Here is a 20,966-nt window from a genome sequence, read left to right on the forward strand (position 1 = left end):
ACAGTATGTATGTACTCCTTATTATTCTGGTTTGATGTCATAGTGAACAAGAGACGATTGCACGAACCTACGCGCTGAAGTTCGTCGGCTGCGTCAGATGTGTATAAGACGCGGATCATGATCGGCGCGGTCGTGTGCTGCGCCGCGGCGGTGGGCGGCGACAACCTGCAGGACCTCAAGGCGGGCTACCTGGTCGGCGCGACGCCGTGGAAGCAGCAGCTGATGCTGGGTATCGGCGCGTTCTCCTGTGCGCTGATCATGGCGCCGGTGCTGAACATCCTGTCCGAGGCCTACGGCATCGGTGCGCCGACGGCCGAACATCCGAATCCGCTGTCCGCGCCGCAGGCCACGCTGATGGCGTCGGTGGCGAAGGGTCTGTTCGGTGGCGAGCTGCCGTGGGGCATCATCGGCATCGGCGCGGTCATCGGCGCGGTCATCATCGCCATCGACGAGATGCTGAAGGCCCGCGAGAGCAGTTTCCGCGTGCCCGTGCTGGCCGCGGCCATCGGCATCTACCTGCCGCTGGAGCTGATGGTGCCGATCTTCCTCGGTGGCCTGCTGGCCTATCTGGTGGAAAAGCGTCATGGCATGGTGGGTACGAAGGACGAAGAAGCGCGCGACCGCATCCATCGCCCCGGCACGCTGTTCGCCGCGGGCCTGATCACCGGCGAGGCGCTGATGGGCATCGCGGTGGGCATCGCCATCTACGTGTCCAAGGATCGCGACGTGCTGGTGCTGCCGGAGGCCTTCCAGCAGGGCGAGATCGTCGGCCTGGTGATCCTGGCGATCGTGGGCTGGCTGCTGTACCGCACCGGCGCCAAGTCCAAGGCGTTGGGTGAGGCGGGGTCCGGCCCGCACTAAGCGGCTGCACGGCGCAAGGGCGTGACCTCACGCCTTTGCTCCGCGGCGCATTTAGCGCCTAACATCGGGGTTTTCCTGTCGCCGGAGCCCCGGATGAACCTCAGATCCGCCCTGTTGCCCCTCTGCCTGCTGGCGGCGCTGCCGTCGCTCGCCGCCGCCCGCGGCCTGGATGTGCGCGACCTGCAGAAGCTGGACCGCGTGTCCTCGCCGGTGCTGTCGCCGGATGGCAGCACGGTCGTCTTCGCCAAGCGCATCGTCGATGCCGACGTGGTCAAGGCCAGCAGCAGCCTGTGGGTCCGCAACCTGCTGACCCGCGACATGGCGCCGCCTAAGCGCTTGACCCCGGAAGGATGGAACGTCAACTCGCCGTCGTTCTCGCCGGAAGGCAAGACGGTCTATTTCCTCAGCGCGAAGTCCGGCACGCCGCAACTGTATGCGATGCCACTGGTCGGCGGGGCGCCGCGCCAGCTGACGGCGTTCGCACTGGATGTGGCCAGCTACAAGGTGTCGCCGGACGGGACGCGCCTGCTGTTCAGCACCGACACCTTCGCCGACTGCAAGGCCGACTTCGCCTGCACGAAGAAGAGACTGGACGACACCGCCGCCAAGAAGAGCAGCGGCGTGGTGTACGACGGCCTGTTCGTCCGTCATTGGGACACCTGGGCCGATGGGCGCCGCAGCCGCCTGTTCGTGGCCGCACTGCCGGAAGGCAAGGCGAAGCCCGTTGCCAGTGCCACTTCGCTGACCGACCGCCTGGATGGCGACGCGCCGTCCAAGCCGTTCGGTGGCGCGGATGAGTACACCTGGTCGCCGGATGGTGCGTCGGTCGTCGCCGCGATCCGCGTGGCCGGCAAGGGCGAGGCCTGGTCGACCAACTTCGACCTGTACAGGCTTGCCGCCGATGGCAGCAGCGCACCGGTCAACCTGACGGCGTCGAATCCCGCCTGGGACACCGGTCCGGTGTTCAGCGCCGACGGCAAGACGCTGTTCTACCGCGCGATGAAGCGCCCGGGTTTCGAGGCGGACCGCTTTGCACTGATGTCGCTAGACCTGGACAACGGAAAAGTCCGTGAGATCGCGCCCAACTGGGACCGCAGCGCCGACAGCATCGTGCTCTCGGATGACGGCGAAAGGATCTACACCACGGCGCAGGATACGGGCGAACATCCCCTGTTTTCGGTTGATATCCAGAGCGGCGAGTCGCGAAAGATCGTCGGAGACGGCAGCGTTTCGGCTTTTGACGTGGTGGGGCGGACGGTAGTGCTGTCGCGCAACTCGTTGAAGTCCGGCGACGTGATCTATGCCACCAGCGATGATGCCGGCGCCACCTTGCGCGCCATCACGCCCAGTGCGGGCGAGGTGCTGAAGGACGTGTCGTTCGGCGACTTCGAACAGTTCACCTTCGCCGGCTGGAACAACGAGACCGTGCACGGTTACGTGGTCAAGCCGCACGATTACGTGGAAGGTCAGAAGTACCCGGTCGCCTTCCTGATCCACGGTGGACCGCAGGGCAGCTTCGGCAACGGCTGGAGCTATCGATGGAATCCGCAGACCTACGCGGGCCAGGGCTATGCGGTGGTGATGATCGATTTCCATGGATCGACCGGCTACGGCCAGGCCTTCACCGATGCGATCAGCCAGCACTGGGGCGATCGCCCGCTGGAAGACCTGCAGAAGGGCTGGGCCGCGGCGCAGCAGAAGTATGCCTTCCTCGACGGCGGCAAGGCCTGCGCGCTGGGCGCCAGCTACGGCGGCTACATGATCAACTGGATCGCCGGCAACTGGAACGAGCCGTGGAAGTGCCTGGTCAACCACGACGGCGTGTTCGATACCCGTTCGATGGGCTACGTGACCGAGGAGCTGTGGTTCACCGAGTGGGAGAACGGCGGCACGCCGTTCGACAAGCCGGAGAACTACGAGAAGTTCAATCCGGTCAACCACGTCGCCAAGTGGCGCGTGCCGATGCTGGTGGTGCAGGGCGAGAAGGACTACCGCGTGCCGGTGGACCAGGGTTTGTCCACGTTCACCGCGCTGCAGCGCAAGGGCATCGAATCCAAGCTGCTGTACTTCCCCGACGAGAACCACTGGGTGCTCAAGCCGCAGAACAGCATCCTGTGGCACGACACCGTCAACGCCTGGCTGAAGCAGCACATCGGGGAGTAAATGCATGGCAGCACCCGCAGAGGGGCAGCAGATCAATGCTGCAGTGATCACTGGCGACGCCGCAGTCCTCGGATTGCTGGCGATCATCCTGGGCTTCGTTTTCTGGAGCGCTTCCCGCGAGAAGGGGGTCTGGAAGAAGTTCTACTCGGTGATCCCCGCGATCCTGCCCTGTTACCTGTTGCCGGCGATCGCCAACAGCTTCGGCTTGGTGGACGGTGCAGGCTCGAACCTGTATCCGATGGCGCGCGACTATCTGTTGCCGGCGTCGCTGGTACTGTTCTGCGTGTCGATGGACATTCGTGGCATCTCCCGGCTCGGTCCGAAGGCGCTGGTGATGTTCCTGACCGGCACCGTGGGCGTGATGCTGGGTGCGTTGGTCAGTTTCACGGCGATGGGGGTGATCCATCCGGAAACGGTCGCAGGCGAAACGTGGCGCGGGATGACCACCTTGACCGGAAGCTGGATCGGCGGCGGCGCCAACCAGGCGGCGATGAAGGAGGTGTTCGAGGTCGACGCCACCCTGTTCGGACAGTTCGCGGCAGTTGACGTGATCGTCGGCTATGTCTGGATGGCAACCCTGCTGTTCATGGCGTCGCGGGCGGCGTTCTGGGATCGCTGGCTCAAGGCGGACACTTCGGCGATCGAAACGCTCAAGGAGCGGATGGCGAGCTACCAGGCGCAGCATGCACGGATCGCGTCGACAACGGATCTCATGCTGATCTTCGCGGTGGCGATCGGCGCGACCGGCTTCGCGCATTTTCTCGCCGAGCCACTGGTCGCGTGGATCACGTCGTTGCCTGCCGAATGGCGGTTGCGGGACTACAGCCTGGATTCGCGCTTCTTCTGGCTGGTGGTGATTGCCACGACCGTGGGTGTGGTGCTCAGCCTGACCCGTGCGCGTGAACTCGAGGGCGCGGGCGCGTCGAAGATCGGCACGGTTTTCCTGTATGTGCTGATTGCGACCATCGGCATGCAGATGGATCTGAAGGCACTGGCCAACAAGCCCTTCCTGTTGCTTCTGGGCCTGATCTGGATCGCGGTGCACGCAAGCCTGATGCTGCTGGTTGCGCGCCTGATTCGTGCGCCCCTGTTCTTCATGGCCGTGGGGTCGCAGGCCAATATCGGCGCGGCCGCCAGCGCCCCGGTTGTGGCCAGCGCGTTCCACCCTGCACTGGCGCCCGTGGGTGTTCTGCTTGCGGTTCTGGGGTACGTGCTGGGTACCTACTGCGCTTACCTGACGGGACTGATGTTGCAGGCGCTTGCTGGCGGCTGATTAACAAAAAAGCCGCCCCTCTTTCGGAGGGGCGGTCATTGAACTGTCAATACAGCGGGAACTTGCCTCAGCAACAGCGGAACCCGCTCCTGCCGCCGAACCGCGCTTCCTGTCGTTCGCGGAAGAAGGTCTTGTAGTCCATCGGTTCGCGGTCCGGATGCTTCTCCAGCACGTGCCGGACGTAGTTGTCGTAGTCGGGGATGCCGCAGCACAGGCGCGCGGTCTGCACCAGCCTCCGCCACACACGCTTGTGCGTGGCGAAATGCGAGAGCGGGACGAGTTCGGTGCCCATGGCCTACAGCCACGCCTTCTGCTGCTCGTCGGTCAGCGCTACGTAGGGCGTCTCGCGGTCCGTGCGCGTGCTGCTGGCGCGTGCCTTGGCGATGGCGCGCAGCGCGTACACCAGCACGCTGAACACCACGAACAGGAACAGGGCGGTCAGGCCGGCGTTGATGTAACTGTTGACCACCACCTGCTGCATCTGGGCCATGCTCTTCGCCGTGCCGAGCAGTTGGCCATCGGCGATGGCCAGCTGGTACTTCTTCGCCTGGGCGACGAAGCCGATTGCCGGATTGCTGTCGAAGATCTTGATCAGGCCCGCATAGGTGGTGCAGATCAGCAGCCAGATCGCCGGGACCACCGTGACCCAGGCGTAGCGGTCGCGCTTCATCTTGAACAGCACCACGGTGCACAGCATCAGCGCGATGCCCGCGAGCATCTGGTTGGCGATGCCGAACAGCGGCCACAACGTATTGATGCCGCCCAGGGGGTCGACCACGCCCTGGTAGAGGAAGTATCCCCACAGCGCGACGCAGCCGGCGGTGCCGATGACGTTGGCGCCCCACGAGTCGGTCTTGCGCAGCGGCGGGATGAAGTTGCCCAGCAGGTCCTGCAGCATGAAGCGGCCGGCGCGCGTGCCCGCATCGACCGCGGTCAGGATGAAGAGCGCTTCGAACAGGATGGCGAAGTGATACCAGAACGCCATCATCGCGTCGCCGCCGGGCAGCGCGTCGTGCAGGATCACCGCAATGCCCACCGCCAGCGTGGGTGCGCCGCCGGCGCGCGAGATGATCGTGCCCTCGCCGATGTTGTGCGCTGTCTGCGTCAGCATCTCCGGCGTCACCACGAAACCCCAGCTGCTGACCTTCGCGGCCACGTCGACCGCGCTCGTGCCGATCGCGGCGGCGGGGCTGTTCATGGCGAAGTACACGCCCGGCTCGATGATCGAGGCCGCGACCAGCGCCATGATGGCGACGAACGATTCCATCAGCATGCCGCCGTAACCGATGTAGCGGATGTGGGTTTCATTGGCCAGCAACTTGGGCGAGGTGCCCGAGCTGATCAACGCATGGAAGCCCGAGACCGCACCGCAGGCGATGGTGATGAACAGGAACGGGAACAGACCGCCCTTCCACACCGGACCGTCGCCGGAGCTGGCGAACTGGGTCAGCGCCGGCATCTTCAGCGAGGTCACTTCCGGGCTGGCGATGACGATGCCGATCGCCAGCGCGACGATCACGCCGATCTTGAGGAAGGTGGACAGGTAATCGCGCGGCGCCAACAGCAGCCATACGGGCAACACGGCGGCCACGAAGCCGTAGCCGATCAGCATCCAGGTGATCTGGGTGCCGGTGAAGGTGAAGGCGGGGCCCCATGTGGGATGCGCGCCGACCTTGCCGCCGAACCAGATGGCGAGCAGCAGCAGGACGATGCCGACCACCGAGATCTCGCCGATCCTGCCGGGACGGATGTAGCGCATGTAGAGGCCCATGAAGATCGCGATGGGCATCGTGGCGATGACGGTGAACATGCCCCATGGGCTTTCGGCCAGCGCCTTCACCACGATCATCGCCAGCACCGCCAGGATGATGATCATGATCAGGAACGCGCCGAACAGCGCGATGGTGCCGGCCACCTGGCCCATTTCCTCGCGGACCAGATCGCCCAGCGAGCGGCCATTGCGGCGGCTGGAGATGAACAGGACCATGAAGTCCTGCACCGCGCCTGCGAGCACCACGCCCGCGATCAGCCAGAGCATGCCGGGCAGGTAGCCCATCTGCGCGGCGAGCACCGGGCCGACCAGCGGACCGGCGCCGGCGATGGCAGCAAAGTGGTGGCCGAACAACACGTGCTTGTTGGTGGGCACGTAGTCCAGGCCGTCGTTGTTGAGGTGCGCGGGGGTCGCGCGGGTCGGGTCGAGCCCCATCACGTTCTTCGCGATGTACAGGCTGTAGTAGCGGTACGCCACCAGATAGATGGATACCGCCGCCACGACGATCCACAGCGCGCTGATCTGCTCGCCCTGGCGCAGCGCCACCACGCCCAGGCACACCGCGCCCAGAAGCGCCAGCGCCGCCCAGCCGATCTTGGAAAAACCGTTCATCCGGAAACCCTCCGACAAGTCCGGACAAGGGTCCCCCCATGCGGAAGGCCGGTCAATCCGTAATGGCCGATTCGGCCTTCGACTTTGGTCGCAATCCGACGGCGTAGGACCTCAGAGCCAGCGCGAGCGCTTGAACAGGCGGTACAGGCCGAAACAGGCCAGCGCCACGCCGGCGATCAGAATGGGATACGCGAAGCGCCCGGCCAGTTCGGGCATGTGTTCGAAGTTCATGCCATACCAACTGGTGATCAGCGTGGGGGCGGCGAGCAGTGCGGCCCACGCACCCAGCCGCTTGACGATCTCGCCCTGCGCCAGCGTCACCAGCGACAGGTTCACGCTGAGCGCGGTGGTGAGCATCTCGCGCAGGGTATCGGTGTACTCGTTCACGCGCAGCACGTGGTCCTGCACGTCGCGGAAGTACAGCCGCACCTCTTCCGGGATCAGTGCGCTCTGCGAGCGCGTCAGCTGCGCCAGTCCGTCCTGCAGCGGCGCCCCCGCCAGGCGCATCTGGGTCAGCTCGCGCTTCAGCTCGTACAGCTTCACCCCCGTCCCCCGCCGGTAGGTGTCGGAGAAGATGTCCTTCTCCAGGGCATCCAGTGTCTGCTTGAACTGGTCGATGATCGGCCGGTAGTTGTCGACGATGTAGTCGAGCACCGCGTACAGCCCATACGACGGGCCGAGCGCAAGAAGATCGGGTTCGCGCTGCACGCGCTCGCGTACCGGCGCATACGAAAGCGACGCACCGTGCCGCACCGTCACCAGGTAGCGCGGGCCCAGGAAGGCGTGGGTTTCGCCGAACCGGATGCGATCGTCCACCACCTGCGCCGTGTGCACGGCCACGAACAGCGAGTTGCCGTAGGCTTCTAGCTTCGGGCGCTGGTGCGCATTCTGCGCGTCCTCCACGGCCAGGTCGTGCAGACAGAACTCTTCCTGCAGCTTCTCCAGGATGGCGTCCGCCGGCTCGTACAGGCCCACCCAGATGAAACTGCCGTCGTCGACGGCCAGCACGTCGCTGATCTCGTCCAGGCCGATATCGCGCCGCTTGCCGCCCTGGTCATAGACCACGCAGTTGATGACGCACTGGGGCAGGGCGGGTTTCGTGTCGACGGCGGCGAGGTCATTCATGGCGGGAATCGTGCGCCACGCGCGCGGTTGCGGCAAGTTCGGTCACGTCCTGCGCTGCTGTAGGAGCGGGCCATGCCCGCGATGCTTTCCGGTGGATGCCAGTACGAGAGCATCGCGCCCAAGGGCGCTCCTACACACAAGCTTCCGTCATCACTGCGCCACGAACCTGATCGCCTGCCCACCGCCGGGCGCGAGCTTCAGCGTCAGCGTGTCGCCGCGGGCGACGCTGCGTTCCTCGATCACGATGTCCTGCGGCGCGGTCTTCCAGTGGGCCTTGTCGCCATCGCGGTAGATCTGCGCGGTATAGCGGCGGCCCTCGTCTAGGAAGGTCAGCGGCACGCTGAGCGTGCGGCCGTCTTCGTCGGTCAGCGCGCCGAGGTACCAGTTGTCGCCGCCGCGCTCCTTGCGGACGATGGTCACGTAGTCGCCCACTTCGCCGTTCAGCACGCGCGTGTCGTCCCAGTCCACCGGCACGTCCTTGATGAACTGGAACGGCGCCGGGTTCTTCTCGTAGTTCTCCAGCAGGTCGGCCGCCATCTGCAGCGGGCTGTAGATCACCACGTAAAGCGAGAGCTGCTTGGCCCAGGTGGTCGCAATGCCGTCGGTGGAGCGTGTCTTCATGCCGAAAATGCCCGGCGTGTAGTCCATCGGGCCGGCGAGCAATCGGGTGAACACCAGGTTGGCTTCGTGCTCCGGCGGATTGCCCGGCTGGCCCCAGGCGCTGAACTCCATGCCGCGCGCGCCTTCACGGGTGATCCAGTTCGGATAGGTGCGGCGCAGGCCGCTGTCCTTGATCGGCTCGTGCGGATTGACGGCGATGTGGCGCTTGGCCGCTTCGGTCACCACCTTGAGGTGATGGCGCGCCATGTCCTGCCCTTCATGCCACGCGTAGTGGCGCCTGCCGTCGGTGCCGGTGACCTTGGCCTGGCTGGCATCGGCCACATAGCCGGTCTTCACCGCCGGCACGCCGACGCGCTGATAGAGGTCGAACGCATCGCCCATCTGTTCTTCGTAGTGGGCCGCGTTGCCGGATGTCTCATGATGGCCGATCAGGACCACGCCCTTTGAGCGGGCATAGCGGCTGAGCGCTTCCAGGTCGAAATCCGGATACGACTGGGTGAAGCTGAAATCCTCGCCGTTGCCGAACCAGTTGCCGTCCCAGCCCACGTTCCAGCCTTCGACCAGCACGCCGCCGAACCCGTGCTTCGCGGCGAAATCGATGTGCTTGCGGACGTTGGCGTTGGTGGCACCGTGCTTGGGGCCGGAGGCCCAGCTCTTCAGGTCCAGGTGCATTTCCCACCACACGCCGACATACTTCATCGGCTTCACCCATGACACGTCGCCGAGTGCATTGGGCTCGTTGAGATTCAGCGTCAGGCTGGACATCGCCAGGCCGGCGGCGTCATCGCTCAGCAGCAGTGTGCGCCACGGGGTGTGGAACGGCGCCGCGCGCACCACCTTGCCTTCGCCGATGCCGGGCGTCAGGTCGGCTTTCAGCTTGCGGTCTTCCACCCGCGTCAGGTTCATGCCGCTGTAGTCGACCAGCGCGGCCTCGTGGATGGACAGGTGGGTGCCGTCCTCGAACCTGAAGGTGATCGGCGTCTGTGCGTCGCCGACCTGTTGCCCGGGCGTGCGGTGGTAAAGGTATTCCTCGCGGTTCCATTCCCCGGCGGGAATCCACCACGCGGTCGCGTCACGGGCCAGCGAGAATTCGGTCAGCTCCTCGCTGATCTTCACCTGCTCCAGGCCGGACTGCTTCGGGAAGCGGTAGCGGAAGCCGACGCCGTCGTCGAACACGCGGAACACCACGTCGAAGCTGCGGAAGGGCTTGGCCTTCTCCTTCAGCGTTACGGTCAGTTCGTTGTAGTGGTTGCGGATGAGGCGGCGCTCGCCCCACGGCTGTTCCCAGGTCTCGTCGAACGTGCGCGTGCGCGGCTGCACGATCTCGATGTTGCGTTCGAACTTGGGTGCATCCAGCAGCAGGAAGCCGAGCCGCGACGACGCGATGACCGGTTGTCCCTTGCGCGACACCGCATACGCGGGCCTGCCGTCGTTGTCGGTGGCCAGCTCCACCATGATGGTGCCGTCGGGCGAAGCCACGCGCGGGCCGGGCGCCGCATGCGCGGCGGCGCTGGACAGCAGGACGAAGAGCGGAATCAGGAAACGGTGCATGCGACCCTCGCGATAAGCAGAGGGCCGCATCGTGCGTGGCGGGGCTCAGCGCGACAAGCGTCGCGGCATGAATACGTATGCAAGCGCCAGGTGGATTGGCGTCATCAGGGCGATCCACGTCTGGTTGTACTGCAGCCGCAAGGGCAGCCAGTGCAGGAACCATGCGACCAGGGCGCCTGCCGCGATGGCGACCGTCAGCCAGCCGAACCACACCGGCGGGTTGCGGCGGCGCAGCACGGCTATTGCGCCGGGAACCAGCAGGACGCACAGCGGATTGAACAGCAGCAGGTTGCGGTTGGCCCACGCGGCCCAGTGGTCGGTGAAACCCCACAGGTACACCAGCAGCGCGCCCGCCACGAAGCAGAGCAGCCACAACGGCAACGCCACGGCCGCGATCACGCGGGGCGAGCGACGTCCCGTCCCCGCGACCAGTGCCGCGATGACGACGCCTGCGAGCAGCCAGGGCCACCACCGGCGCGGCGTTTCGGCCGGCTCCGGCGCGATGCGGTGCGGCAGCAGCTGCATTTCCGATTGCACCAGCGGACGGCCGGCGGCGTTCTTCGCCTCGCGCAGGCTGTCGGCCAGGCGCATCGGCACGTAACCTTCCTCCCAGCGCGACATCGGCTTGTCTGCCGACGGGCCGAGGCCCACGTCGAAGCCCAGCCACATCCATGTCGCCGGCGAGGCCAGGCGCACGGCTTCGCTGCGGAAGGTGTTGCCGCGCGAACGGCCCGAAAGCTGCGATTTCAGCGCGCCGCCCAGCGCGGCATCCAGCGCGTCGCGGACCTGGGTGGAACAGTTGGAGGTGAAGTAGTCGTAGCGATAGCGTGCGTTTTCCGGCCGCGCGCGTTCGGCCAGCGCGTCGGCCAGCGCCTGCGCCTGGTCGGGCCCGACATCGAGCCACTGGATCGACACGCCGCGGCCGCTGTCGCGGTACTGCGCCAGGTCCTGCTCGAACGGCAGCGCGACCAGGTAGTACATCATGTGGCCGCGCGCGAAGTTGCCGACGAAGTCGGCTTCGGATGGATCGAAGAAGCCGAAGTTGTACGAGATGGCGTCGCCGCTGGCAGGATCCACCACGATGATGGCGTTGTGGCCGAAGCGCTCGAAGAACACCTCGCCGGGCTGCATGGTCGCCACGCCGATGCGCGGCGCCGCCCATGCCGCGGCGGCCAGCAGCCACAGCGCGCCCAGCAGCGCCAGGCGCGCGATCGCGCTACGCATCCGCCAGTACTCCGACATGGAACGCATGCACGCGGCGCGCATCGGCCCGTGCCACCCGGAACAGGAAACGGCCCAGCGTCAGTTCCTCGCCGGTTTCGGGCAAATGGCCGATGGCGGCGGTGACCAGGCCGCCGACGGTGTCGTACTCGTCGTCCGGGAAGTCGGCGCCGAAGCGTTCGTTGAAGTCGGCGATGGGCGTCAGCGCATCCACCACGAACTGGCCGTCGGCCTGCGCGGCGATCAGCGCGGCACCGTCCTCGGCTTCGTCGTGCTCGTCGTCGATCTCGCCCACGATCTGTTCCAGCACGTCCTCGATGGTCACCAGGCCGGCGACGCCGCCGTACTCGTCCACCACGATCGCCATGTGGTTGCGCGACAGACGGAATTCCTTCAGCAGCAGGTTCAGCTTCTTCGATTCGGGAATCAGTACCGCCGGCCGCAGCAGCTCGCGCACGGTGCCGGGACCGTTGTCGGCCACCACCCCGCGCAGCAGGTCCTTGGCCAGCAGGATGCCCAGGATCTCGTCCTTGTTGTCGCCGTGAACGGGGAAGCGCGAATGGCCGGATTCCACCACCTGTTTCATCAGGTCCAGGAAGCGCGCCTCCACCGGCAGCGATACCATCTGCGCGCGCGGCACCATCACGTCGCCCACTGTCAGGTCGGCCACGGCGATGGCGCCTTCCATCATCTTCAGGGTGTCGCCGCCGATCAGCCCGTCGGACTGCGCGTCGCGGAGCAACTCCACCAGGTCGTCGCGTGTGCTGGGTTCGCCGGAGAACGCCGAACTGAGGCGGTCCAGCCAGGAGCGCCGCTTCTCCGAAGGTTTGTCGGAGCCGTCCGGCGCGTGGGTACTGTCGTCTTCTGACATCTCGTGGAAAGGGTCGCCCCGCTGGGGCGTGGGGTTCAGTCTAACGCGGTTGTCCGCCGGGCGCAGGCGGGGGCGCCCCTTCGGGCGCGGGCGCGTCGGTGTCGGTGTCGGGAGCATCCTCGGGCAGGTCCAGGCTGTAGCTGCACCCCACCAGGGTCTTGCCGGGATGCGAGGACACGTTGCTGACGTTGAGGACGACGGATTCGATCAGCACCTGGCCGCTTTCGGCATCGCGGGATTCCTCGCTGCGCAGTTCCTTGCCGAACATGGCCTTGGCCGGCGTATCGATGGCCGTTTCCAGCCCGAGTTCGCTGGCCAGCGGGCGGGGGTCGGGCAGGTCCAGGATCGCCATCACGCTGCTGCCGGTGAAGGCGATGTGGTCCGGGCCGCGCCCGAACACGCGGATCGGCGAGGCCAGGCGGTATTCGGTCATGAACATGTTCGCCTGCGGCAGCGGCTGCCAGCCCAGGGCGACCGCCTTCAGAGGGTCTTCCAGCGCGGGTGCGAGTGCGGTCAGGCCGGCGATGTCGCCACGGCATTCGATCAAGGACGCGAGGTCGGTCGCACCGGTCTGGGCGCGCGCGGCGACGGGCAGGGTCAGCGTCACGCAGGACGCGAGCAACAGGGAGCGCAGCATGGTCAGTCTTCCGCGTAGGGGTCGGCGATGCCGAGTTCGGCCAGGATCTCCCGTTCCAGCTGCTCCATGCACTCGGCCTCCTTGTCGTCCTCGTGATCCCAGCCCAGCAGGTGCAGCGCACCGTGCACGGTCATGTGGGCGTAATGCGCGGCCAGCGGCTTCTTCTGCTCTTTCGCCTCGCGCGCGACCACCGGGGCGCAGATCACCAGGTCGCCGAGCAGCGGCATCTTCACGCCCTTGGGCAGCTTGACGCCCTCGGCCATCTCGGCCGGGAAGCTGAGCACGTTGGTGGCATAGTCGCGCCCGCGGTAATGCCGGTTGAGCGCGCGGCCTTCCTTGCTGTCGACGATGCGGATGGCGAGGTCGGCTTCGCGGATGCGGCCGGCCAGCGCCGCGGCCACCCACTTGCGGAAGCTCACCGCCGACGGGATGCCGGTGCGCGGCAGCGCATAGCTGACGGAAACGTCGAGACGGACGGGGCCTTGGGTCATGTTTTTTCGCTCGTCATTCCGGCGCATGCCGGACTTTCAACAGCCGCATGACGGGTCATCCATTCCGATGTTGCGTGATGACGGGCTCATGCAAGCCAAGGGGAAGACCAACCTGGATCCCCGCTTGCGCGGGGATGACGGCGATCAGGAAGGCTGCTCGGCCGACTCCGCATCCTTGCCGTCACGCGCATCGTAAGCCCGCACGATCTTCGCCACCAGCGGGTGGCGCACCACGTCGCGGCTGGTGAAGAAGGTGAACGAGATGCCGTCCACGTCGCGCAGGACGTCCAGTGCATCCTTCAGACCCGACTTCTGGTGCTTGGGCAGGTCGATCTGGGTCAGGTCGCCGGTGACCACGGCCGTGCTGCCGTAGCCGATGCGCGTGAGGAACATCTTCATCTGTTCGATGGTGGTGTTCTGCGCCTCGTCGAGGATGACGAACGCATCGTTGAGCGTGCGGCCGCGCATGTAGGCCAGCGGGGCGATCTCGATGACGTTCTTCTCCAGCAGCTTGACCACCTTGTCCACGCCCAGCATCTCGTACAGCGCGTCGTACAGCGGCCGCAGGTACGGGTCGACCTTCTGCGACAGGTCGCCGGGCAGGAAGCCCAGCTTCTCGCCGGCCTCCCCCGCCGGGCGCACCAGGATCAGCCGTTGCACCCGCGACTCGTTGAGTGCTTCCACCGCACTGGCGACGGCCAGGAAGGTCTTGCCGGTGCCGGCCGGGCCGAGGCCGAAGTTGATGTCGTGGGTGGCGATGGCGTGCAGGTACTTGGCCTGGTTGGCGCCGCGGCCGCGCACGGTACCGCGCTTGACCTTGATGGCCACGTCCTGCGGCGCGTAGCCGTCGTCGGCCACCTGGTCCACGTGGGCGGCCGTCAGGCGCAGGTGGATGGCCTCGCTGTCGAAAGTCTCGCTGGCGGCTTCCTGGTACAGCGCATGCAGCAGCTTTTCGGTCGCGGCCACGGCCTTCGCGGGGCCGGTGACGCGGAAGACGGCGCCGCGGTTGGCGATCTCCACGCCCAGCCGCAGTTCGATCTGGCGCAGGTGGGCGTCGAACGGGCCGGCCAGATTGGCCAGGCGTTCGGTGTTTTCGGGTTCCAGGGTGAATTCGCGCTTGCTGGGGGCAGTCATGGGGCAGGGGTTCGATGTAGTCGGGGGCTAGTGGCGCGTCTGGTCGTCGGCATCCTCGACCGGCCACTGGTTGAACACGTAGACCTCGTCGTCGACCAGGGCCTGGTCGAAGTGGTCGGCATTGGGGGCTTCGTCGCGGTCGACCTGCACCGGTTCGTCCTCCACCGCCACGACCACCCAGCCCTGTTCGCGGATGAACTCGGATGCGCGCCGCATGGGGTCGTCGGCGAATCCGGGTTTCTGGTAGCAGGTGACGTACGCACCGCCGGCTTCAACGAAGTCGGGGCTGTCGGCGCGCGGCCGGGCTTCCAGCGTGAACACCCACAGGCGGGGGCTATCCGAGGAAATGGCGGCGATCCTGGCAAACGCAAGGCGGGCGCGCAGGGTAGCGCGACGGCCTGTGGCCGGCCACCTTCCCGCCGCTCGTCGGAACGGGCTTGAAATTTAATTAAATGGAAAATTAAATAAATCCCATGACAACGACGACACCTCCCCGGGCCAGGACGGACGGTCCGCCCAAAGCCGCCCCCCGCAAGCGCGCCCGTGGGCGCCGTCCCACCGCCGAGACCGCCGACCTGCGCGCCACCCTGCTGGACGCGGCGCTGGCCTGTTTCGTCCGTGGTGGCATTGCGGCCACCTCGCTGCGCGACATCGCCAAGGAGGCCGGGGTGACGCCCGCGCTGGTGCATTACTACTTCGGCGACAAGGCGCAGCTGCAGGAAGCGGTGGTGACCGAGCGGTTGCTGCCGGTCGTGGCGAAGATGCGCGCGCCGGTGATGCAGGCCGGGGATGGGGATGTCGCGGGGCTGGTCGCCGGCTTCGTGCACGGCATCGGCACGGTGGTGGCCGAGCATCCGTGGCTGCCCACACTGTGGGTGCGCGAGATCCTGTGCGAGGGCGGCGCGCTGCGCGACATGATGATCCGCCAAGTCGGCCCGCTGCTGCCGACGATGATGGCCGGCCGCTTCGCCGCCGCGCAGCAGGCCGGCCAGCTCAACCCCGACCTCGATCCGCGCCTGCTGATGGTGTCGCTGATCGGGCTGACGATGTTCCCGATGGCCAGCGCGCCGATCTGGCGCCAGTTGTTCGGCGCCGACGACATCGACTTCAACGACCTGCGCCGGCACACGCTGGTGCTGCTGGATCGCGGACTGGAGCTTGATCATGCGAAGTGAACCGCGAAGCGTCGCGCTGGCGGCGGCGATGCTCGTGCTGGCCGCCTGCAGGGCGGACGCGCCGCAGGCCCTGGGCACGCTGGAATGGGACCGGGTGACGCTGCCCGCGCCGGTGGCCGAGAAGATCGTCCGCATCGACGTGCGCGAAGGCCAGCAGGTGGTGGCCGGCGCGCCATTGCTGCAACTGGAACTGACCCGTACCCAGTCCCAATTGGCGGCCGCACAGGCCCAGGCCACGCAACGCCGCGAAGCGCTGGCCGAACTGCGTGCCGGTCCCCGCGGCGAGGCCATCGCACAGGCGCGCGCCAGCCTGGCCGCCGCGCAGGCGCAGGCCCGGGATGCCGACGCGTACTACGCGCGCCTGCAGCCACTGGGTCGCCAGCGCCTGGTCGCCGCCTCCGAGGTGGATCGTGCGCGTGCCGCGTCGCAGAGTGCGCGGGCCCAGGTGCGGGTCGCACAGGCGGCGCTGCTGGAACTGGAGCGCGGCACGCGCGCCGAACAGGTCGCGCAGGGCGAAGCGGCCGTCGCTGCGGCGGACGCGCAGGCGCGCGTGCAGGCGGGGACGCTGGAGAAGCTCGATATCGTGGCGCCGCGCGCGGGCCGCATCGACAGCCTGCCCTACAAGCTGGGCGACCAGGCGCCAGTGGGTGCACCGCTGGCGGTGATGCTGGTGGGCGAGGCGCCCTATGCCCGCGTCTACCTCCCGCAGGCACTGCGCAACCGGCTGAAGGTCGGCGACACCGCGCAGGTACGCCTCGATGGCCAGAAGAAGGCCTACACCGGACGGGTGCGCATGATCCGCAGCGAGCCCAGCTTCACTCCTTACTTCGCGCTGACCGGCCAGGACGCGGAACGGCTCAGCTACCTGGCAGAGATCAGCCTGGGGCAGGAGGCTGCCGGTCTCCCGGTGGGGGCCCCGCTGCAGGTGGTGTCCGATGGCGACGAGTGAGGAAGGACGCGCGATCCGTGTCCGTGGCCTGACCAAGCGCTTCGGCGCACTGGTGGCGGTGGACGATGTCGATCTGGACATTCCGCGTCGTCATGTCTATGGCTTCCTCGGCCCGAACGGCTCCGGAAAATCCACCACCATCCGCATGTTGTGCGGATTGCTCACGCCGACGGCGGGCGACATCGAAGTGCTGGGTCTGCGCATCCCGGAACAGGCCGAGCAACTGCGCACCCGGATCGGCTACATGACCCAGAAGTTCTCGCTGTTCGAGGACCTGACGGTGCGCGAGAACCTGGAATTCCTGGCGGCCGTGCAGGACATCCCGCGCGTGCAGGCGAGGCGAAGGATCGATGAGCTGGTCGAGCAGTACCACTTCCAGGACCGCCAGAAGCAGCTGGCTGGCACGATGAGCGGCGGGCAGAAGCAGCGTCTGGCACTGGCCGGTGCGGTGATACACCAGCCGGAACTGCTGTTCCTCGACGAACCGACCAGTGCGGTGGATCCGGAGTCGCGTCGCGATTTCTGGGAGAAGCTCTTCGAACTTGCCGACGCCGGCACCACGCTGCTGGTGTCCACGCACTACATGGACGAGGCCGAGCGCTGCCATCGCATCGCCATCCTCGATCGCGGCGTCCTCGTCGCGGACGGTACGCCGGACGCACTGACCGGCGAACTGGCCGGGCGCACGCTGGTGGTGGACGCCGCGCAGCCGCGCCAGGCGCAGAAGGCGTTGGTCGGCCTGCCGGGTGTGATCAGCGTGGCGCAGATCGGCAACCTGCTGCGCGTGTTGATGGCCGAGGACGGACAGGCCGCGGACCGCATCGCGCAAAGCCTGCGCGCAGCCGGCGTCAACGCACAGGTCTCGGCCGCGCCGGCCAACCTGGAGGATGTCTTCGTCTCGGCCACGCGCGGCCAGCCCGCGCGCGAGGAGGCCGCATGAACCTGCGGCGCCTGATGGCCGTGATGGTGAAGGAGCTGCGGCAGATGCGCCGCGACCGCATCACCATGGCGATGATCGTCGGTATTCCGGTGATGCAGCTGCTGTTGTTCGGCTACGCCATCAATACCAACCTGCGCGACCTGTCGGCCGGCATCGCCGACCAGTCGCGCACGTCCGCCTCGCGCGCGCTGGTGATGGACATCGTCGCCACCGGGGTGGTGAAGCCGGTGCAGGAAGCGGCGACGCCGCAGGAACTGGTCGAATCGATGCGCCGCGGCGAGATAAGCATCGGCATCGTCATTCCGCCGGACCACGAACGTCGCCGCGCGGAAGGTCGCGAGGCGGTGCAGATCCTCGTCGATGGCAGCGACAATGCGGTGCAGAGCGCCGCCGCGCAGCTGGCGCAGATGCCACTGGACGGGCGCAGCAGTCCGCTGGCGACGCGCACGATCAGCGTGGTCGGCTTCTACAATCCGCAGCGGCGCTCGGCGGTGAACATCGTGCCCGGGCTGATCGGCGTGATCCTTACCATGACCATGGTGCTGTTCCCCGGCGTGGCCATCGTGCGCGAACGCGAACGCGGCAACATGGAGCTGCTGATCGCCACGCCGGTGAGCAGCGCCGAGCTGATGATCGGCAAGGTGCTGCCCTACGTGGCGATCGGCCTGGTGCAGACGACCGTGGTGCTGGCGCTGGGCATGTGGCTGTTCCAGGTGCCGCTGGGCGGCAGCCTGCTGCATGCCTACATCGCCGCCTGCCTGCTGATCGTGGCCAACCTGACGCTGGGCCTGTTGATCTCCACCCGCGCGCAGTCGCAGTTCCAGGCCATGCAGATGACGTTCTTCATCTTCCTGCCGTCGATCCTGCTGTCGGGCTTCATGTTCCCGTTCGCCGGCATGCCGAACGTCGTGCAGTGGATGGCCGAGGCGCTGCCGCTGACCCATTTCCTGCGCCTGATCCGCGGCGTGATGCTGCGCGGCGCCAGTCTCTGGGAACTGTGGGCGGATGTGCTGGCCTTGCTGGCTTTCACGACGGTGATGATGACGGGGGCGATCCTGCGCTTCCGCAAGCGGCTGGACTGATAGGCTGGCGCTTCATCACGACTCTGGAGTGCGGCAATGGACGAAGCGGCAATCGGTGCGGTGGCGGACGCCATGTACGCGATGATCTCGGGCCCTGCCGGCCCACGCGACTGGTCGATGCAGGACGCGGTCTTCCATCCGGACTGCCGGCAGATCCGCACGGGTGTCGATGCGCAGGGTGCGCCGTGGCGCCTGTCGTTCTCGCTGGAGGAATACCGTGCCAACGCCGACGCGCTGTTGGCAGACATGGATTTCTTCGAGGTGGAGACGGGGCGGGAGATCCGGATCTTCGGCAACATCGCCCACGTCTGGAGCGCCTACGAGGCGCGCCATGCCCCCGGCGATACTGTGCCGGAGAGGCGCGGCATCAACAGCATCCAGCTCTACAAGGGCGAGGAAGGCTGGAAGATCATCCACATGGTCTGGGACAACGAGCGCGACGGCGTGCCTCTGCCCGTCGTCGGTTGATGCGTCGACTCAGTCGGCGCCGGCCACGCGCCCGCGCAGCGAGTTGGTCAGCGCCTCGGTGATCACCACGTCGACAAACTGGCCGACCAGGCGCGGGTGGCCGGGGAAGTTCACCGAGCGCATGTTCTCGGTCTTGCCGGTCAGTTCGTTCGGGTTCTTCTTCGACGGTCCTTCCACCAGCACCGACTGCACCGTGCCCACCATGGCCTGCGAGATGCCGGCGGCATGGGCATTGATGTGCTTCTGCAGGCGGTCCAGGCGGGCGTGCTTGGTGGCGTCGGACACGTCGTCCGGCAGGTCGGCCGCGGGCGTGCCGGGGCGGCGCGAGTAGATGAAGGAGAAGCTCTGGTCGAAGCCGACATCCTCGATCAGTTTCATGGTCTTCTCGAAGTCGGCGTCGGTCTCGCCGGGGAAGCCGACGATGAAATCCGAGCTGATCGAGATGTCCGGACGCACCGCGCGCAGCTTGCGGAGCTTCTGCTTGAACTCGAGCGCGGTGTGGCCGCGCTTCATCGCCGAGAGGATGCGGTCGCTGCCCGCCTGCACCGGCAGGTGCAGGAAGTTGGCCAGTTGCGGCACGTCGCGGTAGGCGTCCACCAGCGAGTCGCTGAACTCCAGCGGGTGCGAGGTGGTGAAGCGGATGCGGCCGATGCCGTCGATCTCGGCGATGGTGCGGATCAGCAGGCCCAGGTCCGCGACTTCGCCGTCGCCGTAGGGCCCGCGATAGGCGTTGACGTTCTGGCCGAGCAGGTTGATCTCGCGCACGCCTTGGGCGGCCAGCTGCGCCACTTCCACCAGCACATCCTCGAACGGCCGGCTGACCTCGGTGCCGCGGGTGTAGGGGACGACGCAGAACGAGCAGTACTTGGAGCAGCCTTCCATGATCGACACGAAGGCGGACGGGCCTTCGGCGCGGGGTTCGGGCAGGCGGTCGAACTTCTCGATCTCGGGGAAGCTGATGTCGACCTGCGGCCTGTTCTGCTCGCGGCGGGCGCGGATCAGCTCCGGCAGGCGGTGCAGGGTCTGCGGACCGAACACCAGGTCCACGTAGGGCGCGCGCTTGACGATCGCCTCGCCTTCCTGGGACGCCACGCAGCCGCCCACGCCGATGATCACGTCGCGGCCGCCGGCCTTCAGCGCCTTCCAGCGGCCCAGTTGGCTGAAGACCTTTTCCTGTGCCTTCTCGCGGATGGAACAGGTGTTGACCAGCACCACGTCCGCTTCCTCGGGGTTGTCGGTCAGCTCCAGGCCATCGGAGGCGGCCAGCACGTCGGCCATCTTGGCCGAGTCGTACTCGTTCATCTGGCACCCGTGGGTCTTGATGAAGAGCTTTCCGCGCACGAGGTCCGGGCTGCGCGGCCTGGCCTGCGGCAGGGGGACGAGGGCGGGGTCGGTCACGGCAGGGCCGGCCGTGGTCGGCAGGTCGGGGGCTTGCGTCCCGGTCATGGCGCTTAATCCAGTCGGGTGGGAGGAGCGGGCGGCGTAGTTTACGCGCACGGGCCGGGCCGAGGCGGCCGGAACCGTCCCCGGACGGCGTTGATAGCGGGTATCAGGCCATTCCGGGCCGCGGTGCCGCCGGCTGTCGGAACTCCGACCGGCCGCACAGATTGGAGGAAACCTTTGTTGGACAAGGACTTGGCAACCGCTGGCGAATTGGGGACACTGCGCGGCATGAGGGGGACTCTGACGCTTCTGGCCACGCTGGCCGCGTTGACCGCACTGCCGGCCAGCGCGGGCACGCTGTACAAGTGCACCGGCGCTGACGGTGTGCCGAACTACGTCAGCAAGCGCGTCAGCGGCGCCAGCTGCGAGGTGATCAGCCGCTATACCCCGGACCGGAGCCGCCCGGCGCAGGTCGCCACCGTGTCGCGGCCCGCCACGCCGCCGCCTGCCGTGGGCGCGGCCGTCACGCCGGCCTTGTCCGACTCGGCTGCGGCCATGGTGCCTGCCGCGATGCCGCAGGCCACCCCCCCCGCCACCGGTCCCCGCCGCGTCGTCAGCGGGCAGGTCTATTCCTACAT

Annotated in this window: 18 protein-coding genes and 2 pseudogenes; 9 read left to right on the forward strand and 11 right to left on the reverse strand. The window is 67.0% G+C overall.

What is annotated here, in order from left to right; translation table 11 throughout:
- Positions 1-114 precede the first annotated feature (114 nt).
- The 3 genes and pseudogenes from CSC76_RS16175 to CSC76_RS16185 all read left to right on the forward strand — a co-directional run.
- A pseudogene (locus CSC76_RS16175) lies at positions 115-861 on the forward strand (OPT family oligopeptide transporter); the annotation flags it as partial.
- Between the two features lie 93 nt (positions 862-954).
- Positions 955-3,024 carry an alpha/beta hydrolase family protein gene (locus CSC76_RS16180; RefSeq protein WP_162111003.1) on the forward strand — a complete coding sequence of 690 codons (2,070 nt, stop codon included), beginning with the start codon at positions 955-957 and terminating at the stop codon, positions 3,022-3,024.
- A 4-nt stretch (positions 3,025-3,028) separates the two neighbouring features.
- A complete protein-coding gene (locus CSC76_RS16185; RefSeq protein WP_276533354.1) occupies positions 3,029-4,297 on the forward strand; it encodes a DUF819 family protein in 1,269 nt (422 codons plus the stop codon).
- Between the two features lie 67 nt (positions 4,298-4,364).
- Here the strand turns inward: CSC76_RS16185 and CSC76_RS16190 are convergent, their stop codons facing one another.
- From CSC76_RS16190 to CSC76_RS16235, 10 genes are all read right to left on the reverse strand, one after another.
- Complete coding sequence (locus CSC76_RS16190) at positions 4,365-4,589, reverse strand: YbdD/YjiX family protein (RefSeq protein ID WP_093490326.1); 225 nt, start codon at positions 4,587-4,589, stop codon at positions 4,365-4,367.
- A gap of 3 nt (positions 4,590-4,592) precedes the next feature.
- Positions 4,593-6,680: a carbon starvation CstA family protein gene (locus tag CSC76_RS16195; protein WP_162111004.1), complete on the reverse strand. Its 2,088-nt coding sequence runs from the start codon at positions 6,678-6,680 to the stop codon at positions 4,593-4,595.
- 111 nt (positions 6,681-6,791) lie between these two features.
- Positions 6,792-7,805 carry a magnesium and cobalt transport protein CorA gene (locus CSC76_RS16200; protein ID WP_162111005.1) on the reverse strand — a complete coding sequence of 338 codons (1,014 nt, stop codon included), beginning with the start codon at positions 7,803-7,805 and terminating at the stop codon, positions 6,792-6,794.
- A 150-nt stretch (positions 7,806-7,955) separates the two neighbouring features.
- A complete protein-coding gene (locus tag CSC76_RS16205; protein ID WP_162111006.1) occupies positions 7,956-9,977 on the reverse strand; it encodes a glycoside hydrolase family 97 protein in 2,022 nt (673 codons plus the stop codon).
- 45 nt (positions 9,978-10,022) lie between these two features.
- Positions 10,023-11,201, reverse strand: a complete 1,179-nt coding sequence (locus CSC76_RS16210; RefSeq protein ID WP_162111007.1) for a lipoprotein N-acyltransferase Lnb domain-containing protein — start codon at positions 11,199-11,201, stop codon at positions 10,023-10,025.
- Positions 11,194-12,069 (reverse strand): CorC family transporter, encoded by an 876-nt coding sequence (locus CSC76_RS16215; protein WP_162111008.1) that lies wholly within the window; start codon positions 12,067-12,069, stop codon positions 11,194-11,196. Before CSC76_RS16215 ends, CSC76_RS16210 begins: the two co-directional genes overlap by 8 nt.
- Before the next feature lie 40 nt (positions 12,070-12,109).
- Positions 12,110-12,703, reverse strand: coding sequence for a hypothetical protein (locus tag CSC76_RS16220; RefSeq protein ID WP_425500885.1), 594 nt, complete (start codon positions 12,701-12,703; stop codon positions 12,110-12,112).
- Positions 12,704-12,708: 5 nt separating this feature from the next.
- Positions 12,709-13,197: an rRNA maturation RNase YbeY gene (gene ybeY / locus CSC76_RS16225; protein ID WP_162111009.1), complete on the reverse strand. Its 489-nt coding sequence runs from the start codon at positions 13,195-13,197 to the stop codon at positions 12,709-12,711.
- 144 nt (positions 13,198-13,341) lie between these two features.
- Positions 13,342-14,331: a PhoH family protein gene (locus CSC76_RS16230; protein ID WP_162111010.1), complete on the reverse strand. Its 990-nt coding sequence runs from the start codon at positions 14,329-14,331 to the stop codon at positions 13,342-13,344.
- Between the two features lie 27 nt (positions 14,332-14,358).
- Positions 14,359-14,652 carry a hypothetical protein gene (locus tag CSC76_RS16235; protein ID WP_162111011.1) on the reverse strand — a complete coding sequence of 98 codons (294 nt, stop codon included), beginning with the start codon at positions 14,650-14,652 and terminating at the stop codon, positions 14,359-14,361.
- Between the two features lie 152 nt (positions 14,653-14,804).
- Here CSC76_RS16235 and CSC76_RS16240 point away from each other — a divergent pair, with 152 nt between their 5' ends.
- Genes CSC76_RS16240 through CSC76_RS16260 form a run of 5 tightly spaced genes read left to right on the forward strand, consistent with a single transcriptional unit; the run spans position 14,805 to position 18,945 of the window.
- A complete protein-coding gene (locus CSC76_RS16240; RefSeq protein WP_162111012.1) occupies positions 14,805-15,506 on the forward strand; it encodes a TetR/AcrR family transcriptional regulator in 702 nt (233 codons plus the stop codon).
- Complete coding sequence (locus CSC76_RS16245; RefSeq protein WP_162111013.1) at positions 15,496-16,455, forward strand: HlyD family secretion protein; 960 nt, start codon at positions 15,496-15,498, stop codon at positions 16,453-16,455. Before CSC76_RS16240 ends, CSC76_RS16245 begins: the two co-directional genes overlap by 11 nt.
- Positions 16,456-16,468: 13 nt before the next feature.
- Positions 16,469-17,395, forward strand: a complete 927-nt coding sequence (locus tag CSC76_RS16250) for an ABC transporter ATP-binding protein (RefSeq protein ID WP_162111019.1) — start codon at positions 16,469-16,471, stop codon at positions 17,393-17,395.
- Positions 17,392-18,477 (forward strand): ABC transporter permease, encoded by a 1,086-nt coding sequence (locus CSC76_RS16255; protein ID WP_162111014.1) that lies wholly within the window; start codon positions 17,392-17,394, stop codon positions 18,475-18,477. The genes CSC76_RS16250 and CSC76_RS16255 overlap by 4 nt, the downstream gene beginning before the upstream one ends.
- A 36-nt stretch (positions 18,478-18,513) precedes the next feature.
- The gene (locus CSC76_RS16260) at positions 18,514-18,945 is read left to right on the forward strand and encodes a hypothetical protein (RefSeq protein ID WP_162111015.1); all 432 of its coding nucleotides are present in this window, start codon (positions 18,514-18,516) and stop codon (positions 18,943-18,945) included.
- Between the two features lie 9 nt (positions 18,946-18,954).
- On the opposite strand, the gene miaB is transcribed toward CSC76_RS16260, so the two are convergent.
- Complete coding sequence (gene miaB / locus CSC76_RS16265) at positions 18,955-20,391, reverse strand: tRNA (N6-isopentenyl adenosine(37)-C2)-methylthiotransferase MiaB (protein WP_162111016.1); 1,437 nt, start codon at positions 20,389-20,391, stop codon at positions 18,955-18,957.
- Positions 20,392-20,616: 225 nt separating this feature from the next.
- Here miaB and CSC76_RS18900 point away from each other — a divergent pair.
- A pseudogene (locus tag CSC76_RS18900) lies at positions 20,617-20,966 on the forward strand (lytic transglycosylase domain-containing protein); the annotation flags it as partial.

The organism is Pseudoxanthomonas mexicana (assembly GCF_010093385.1).
GTDB lineage: Bacteria > Pseudomonadota > Gammaproteobacteria > Xanthomonadales > Xanthomonadaceae > Pseudoxanthomonas_A > Pseudoxanthomonas_A mexicana.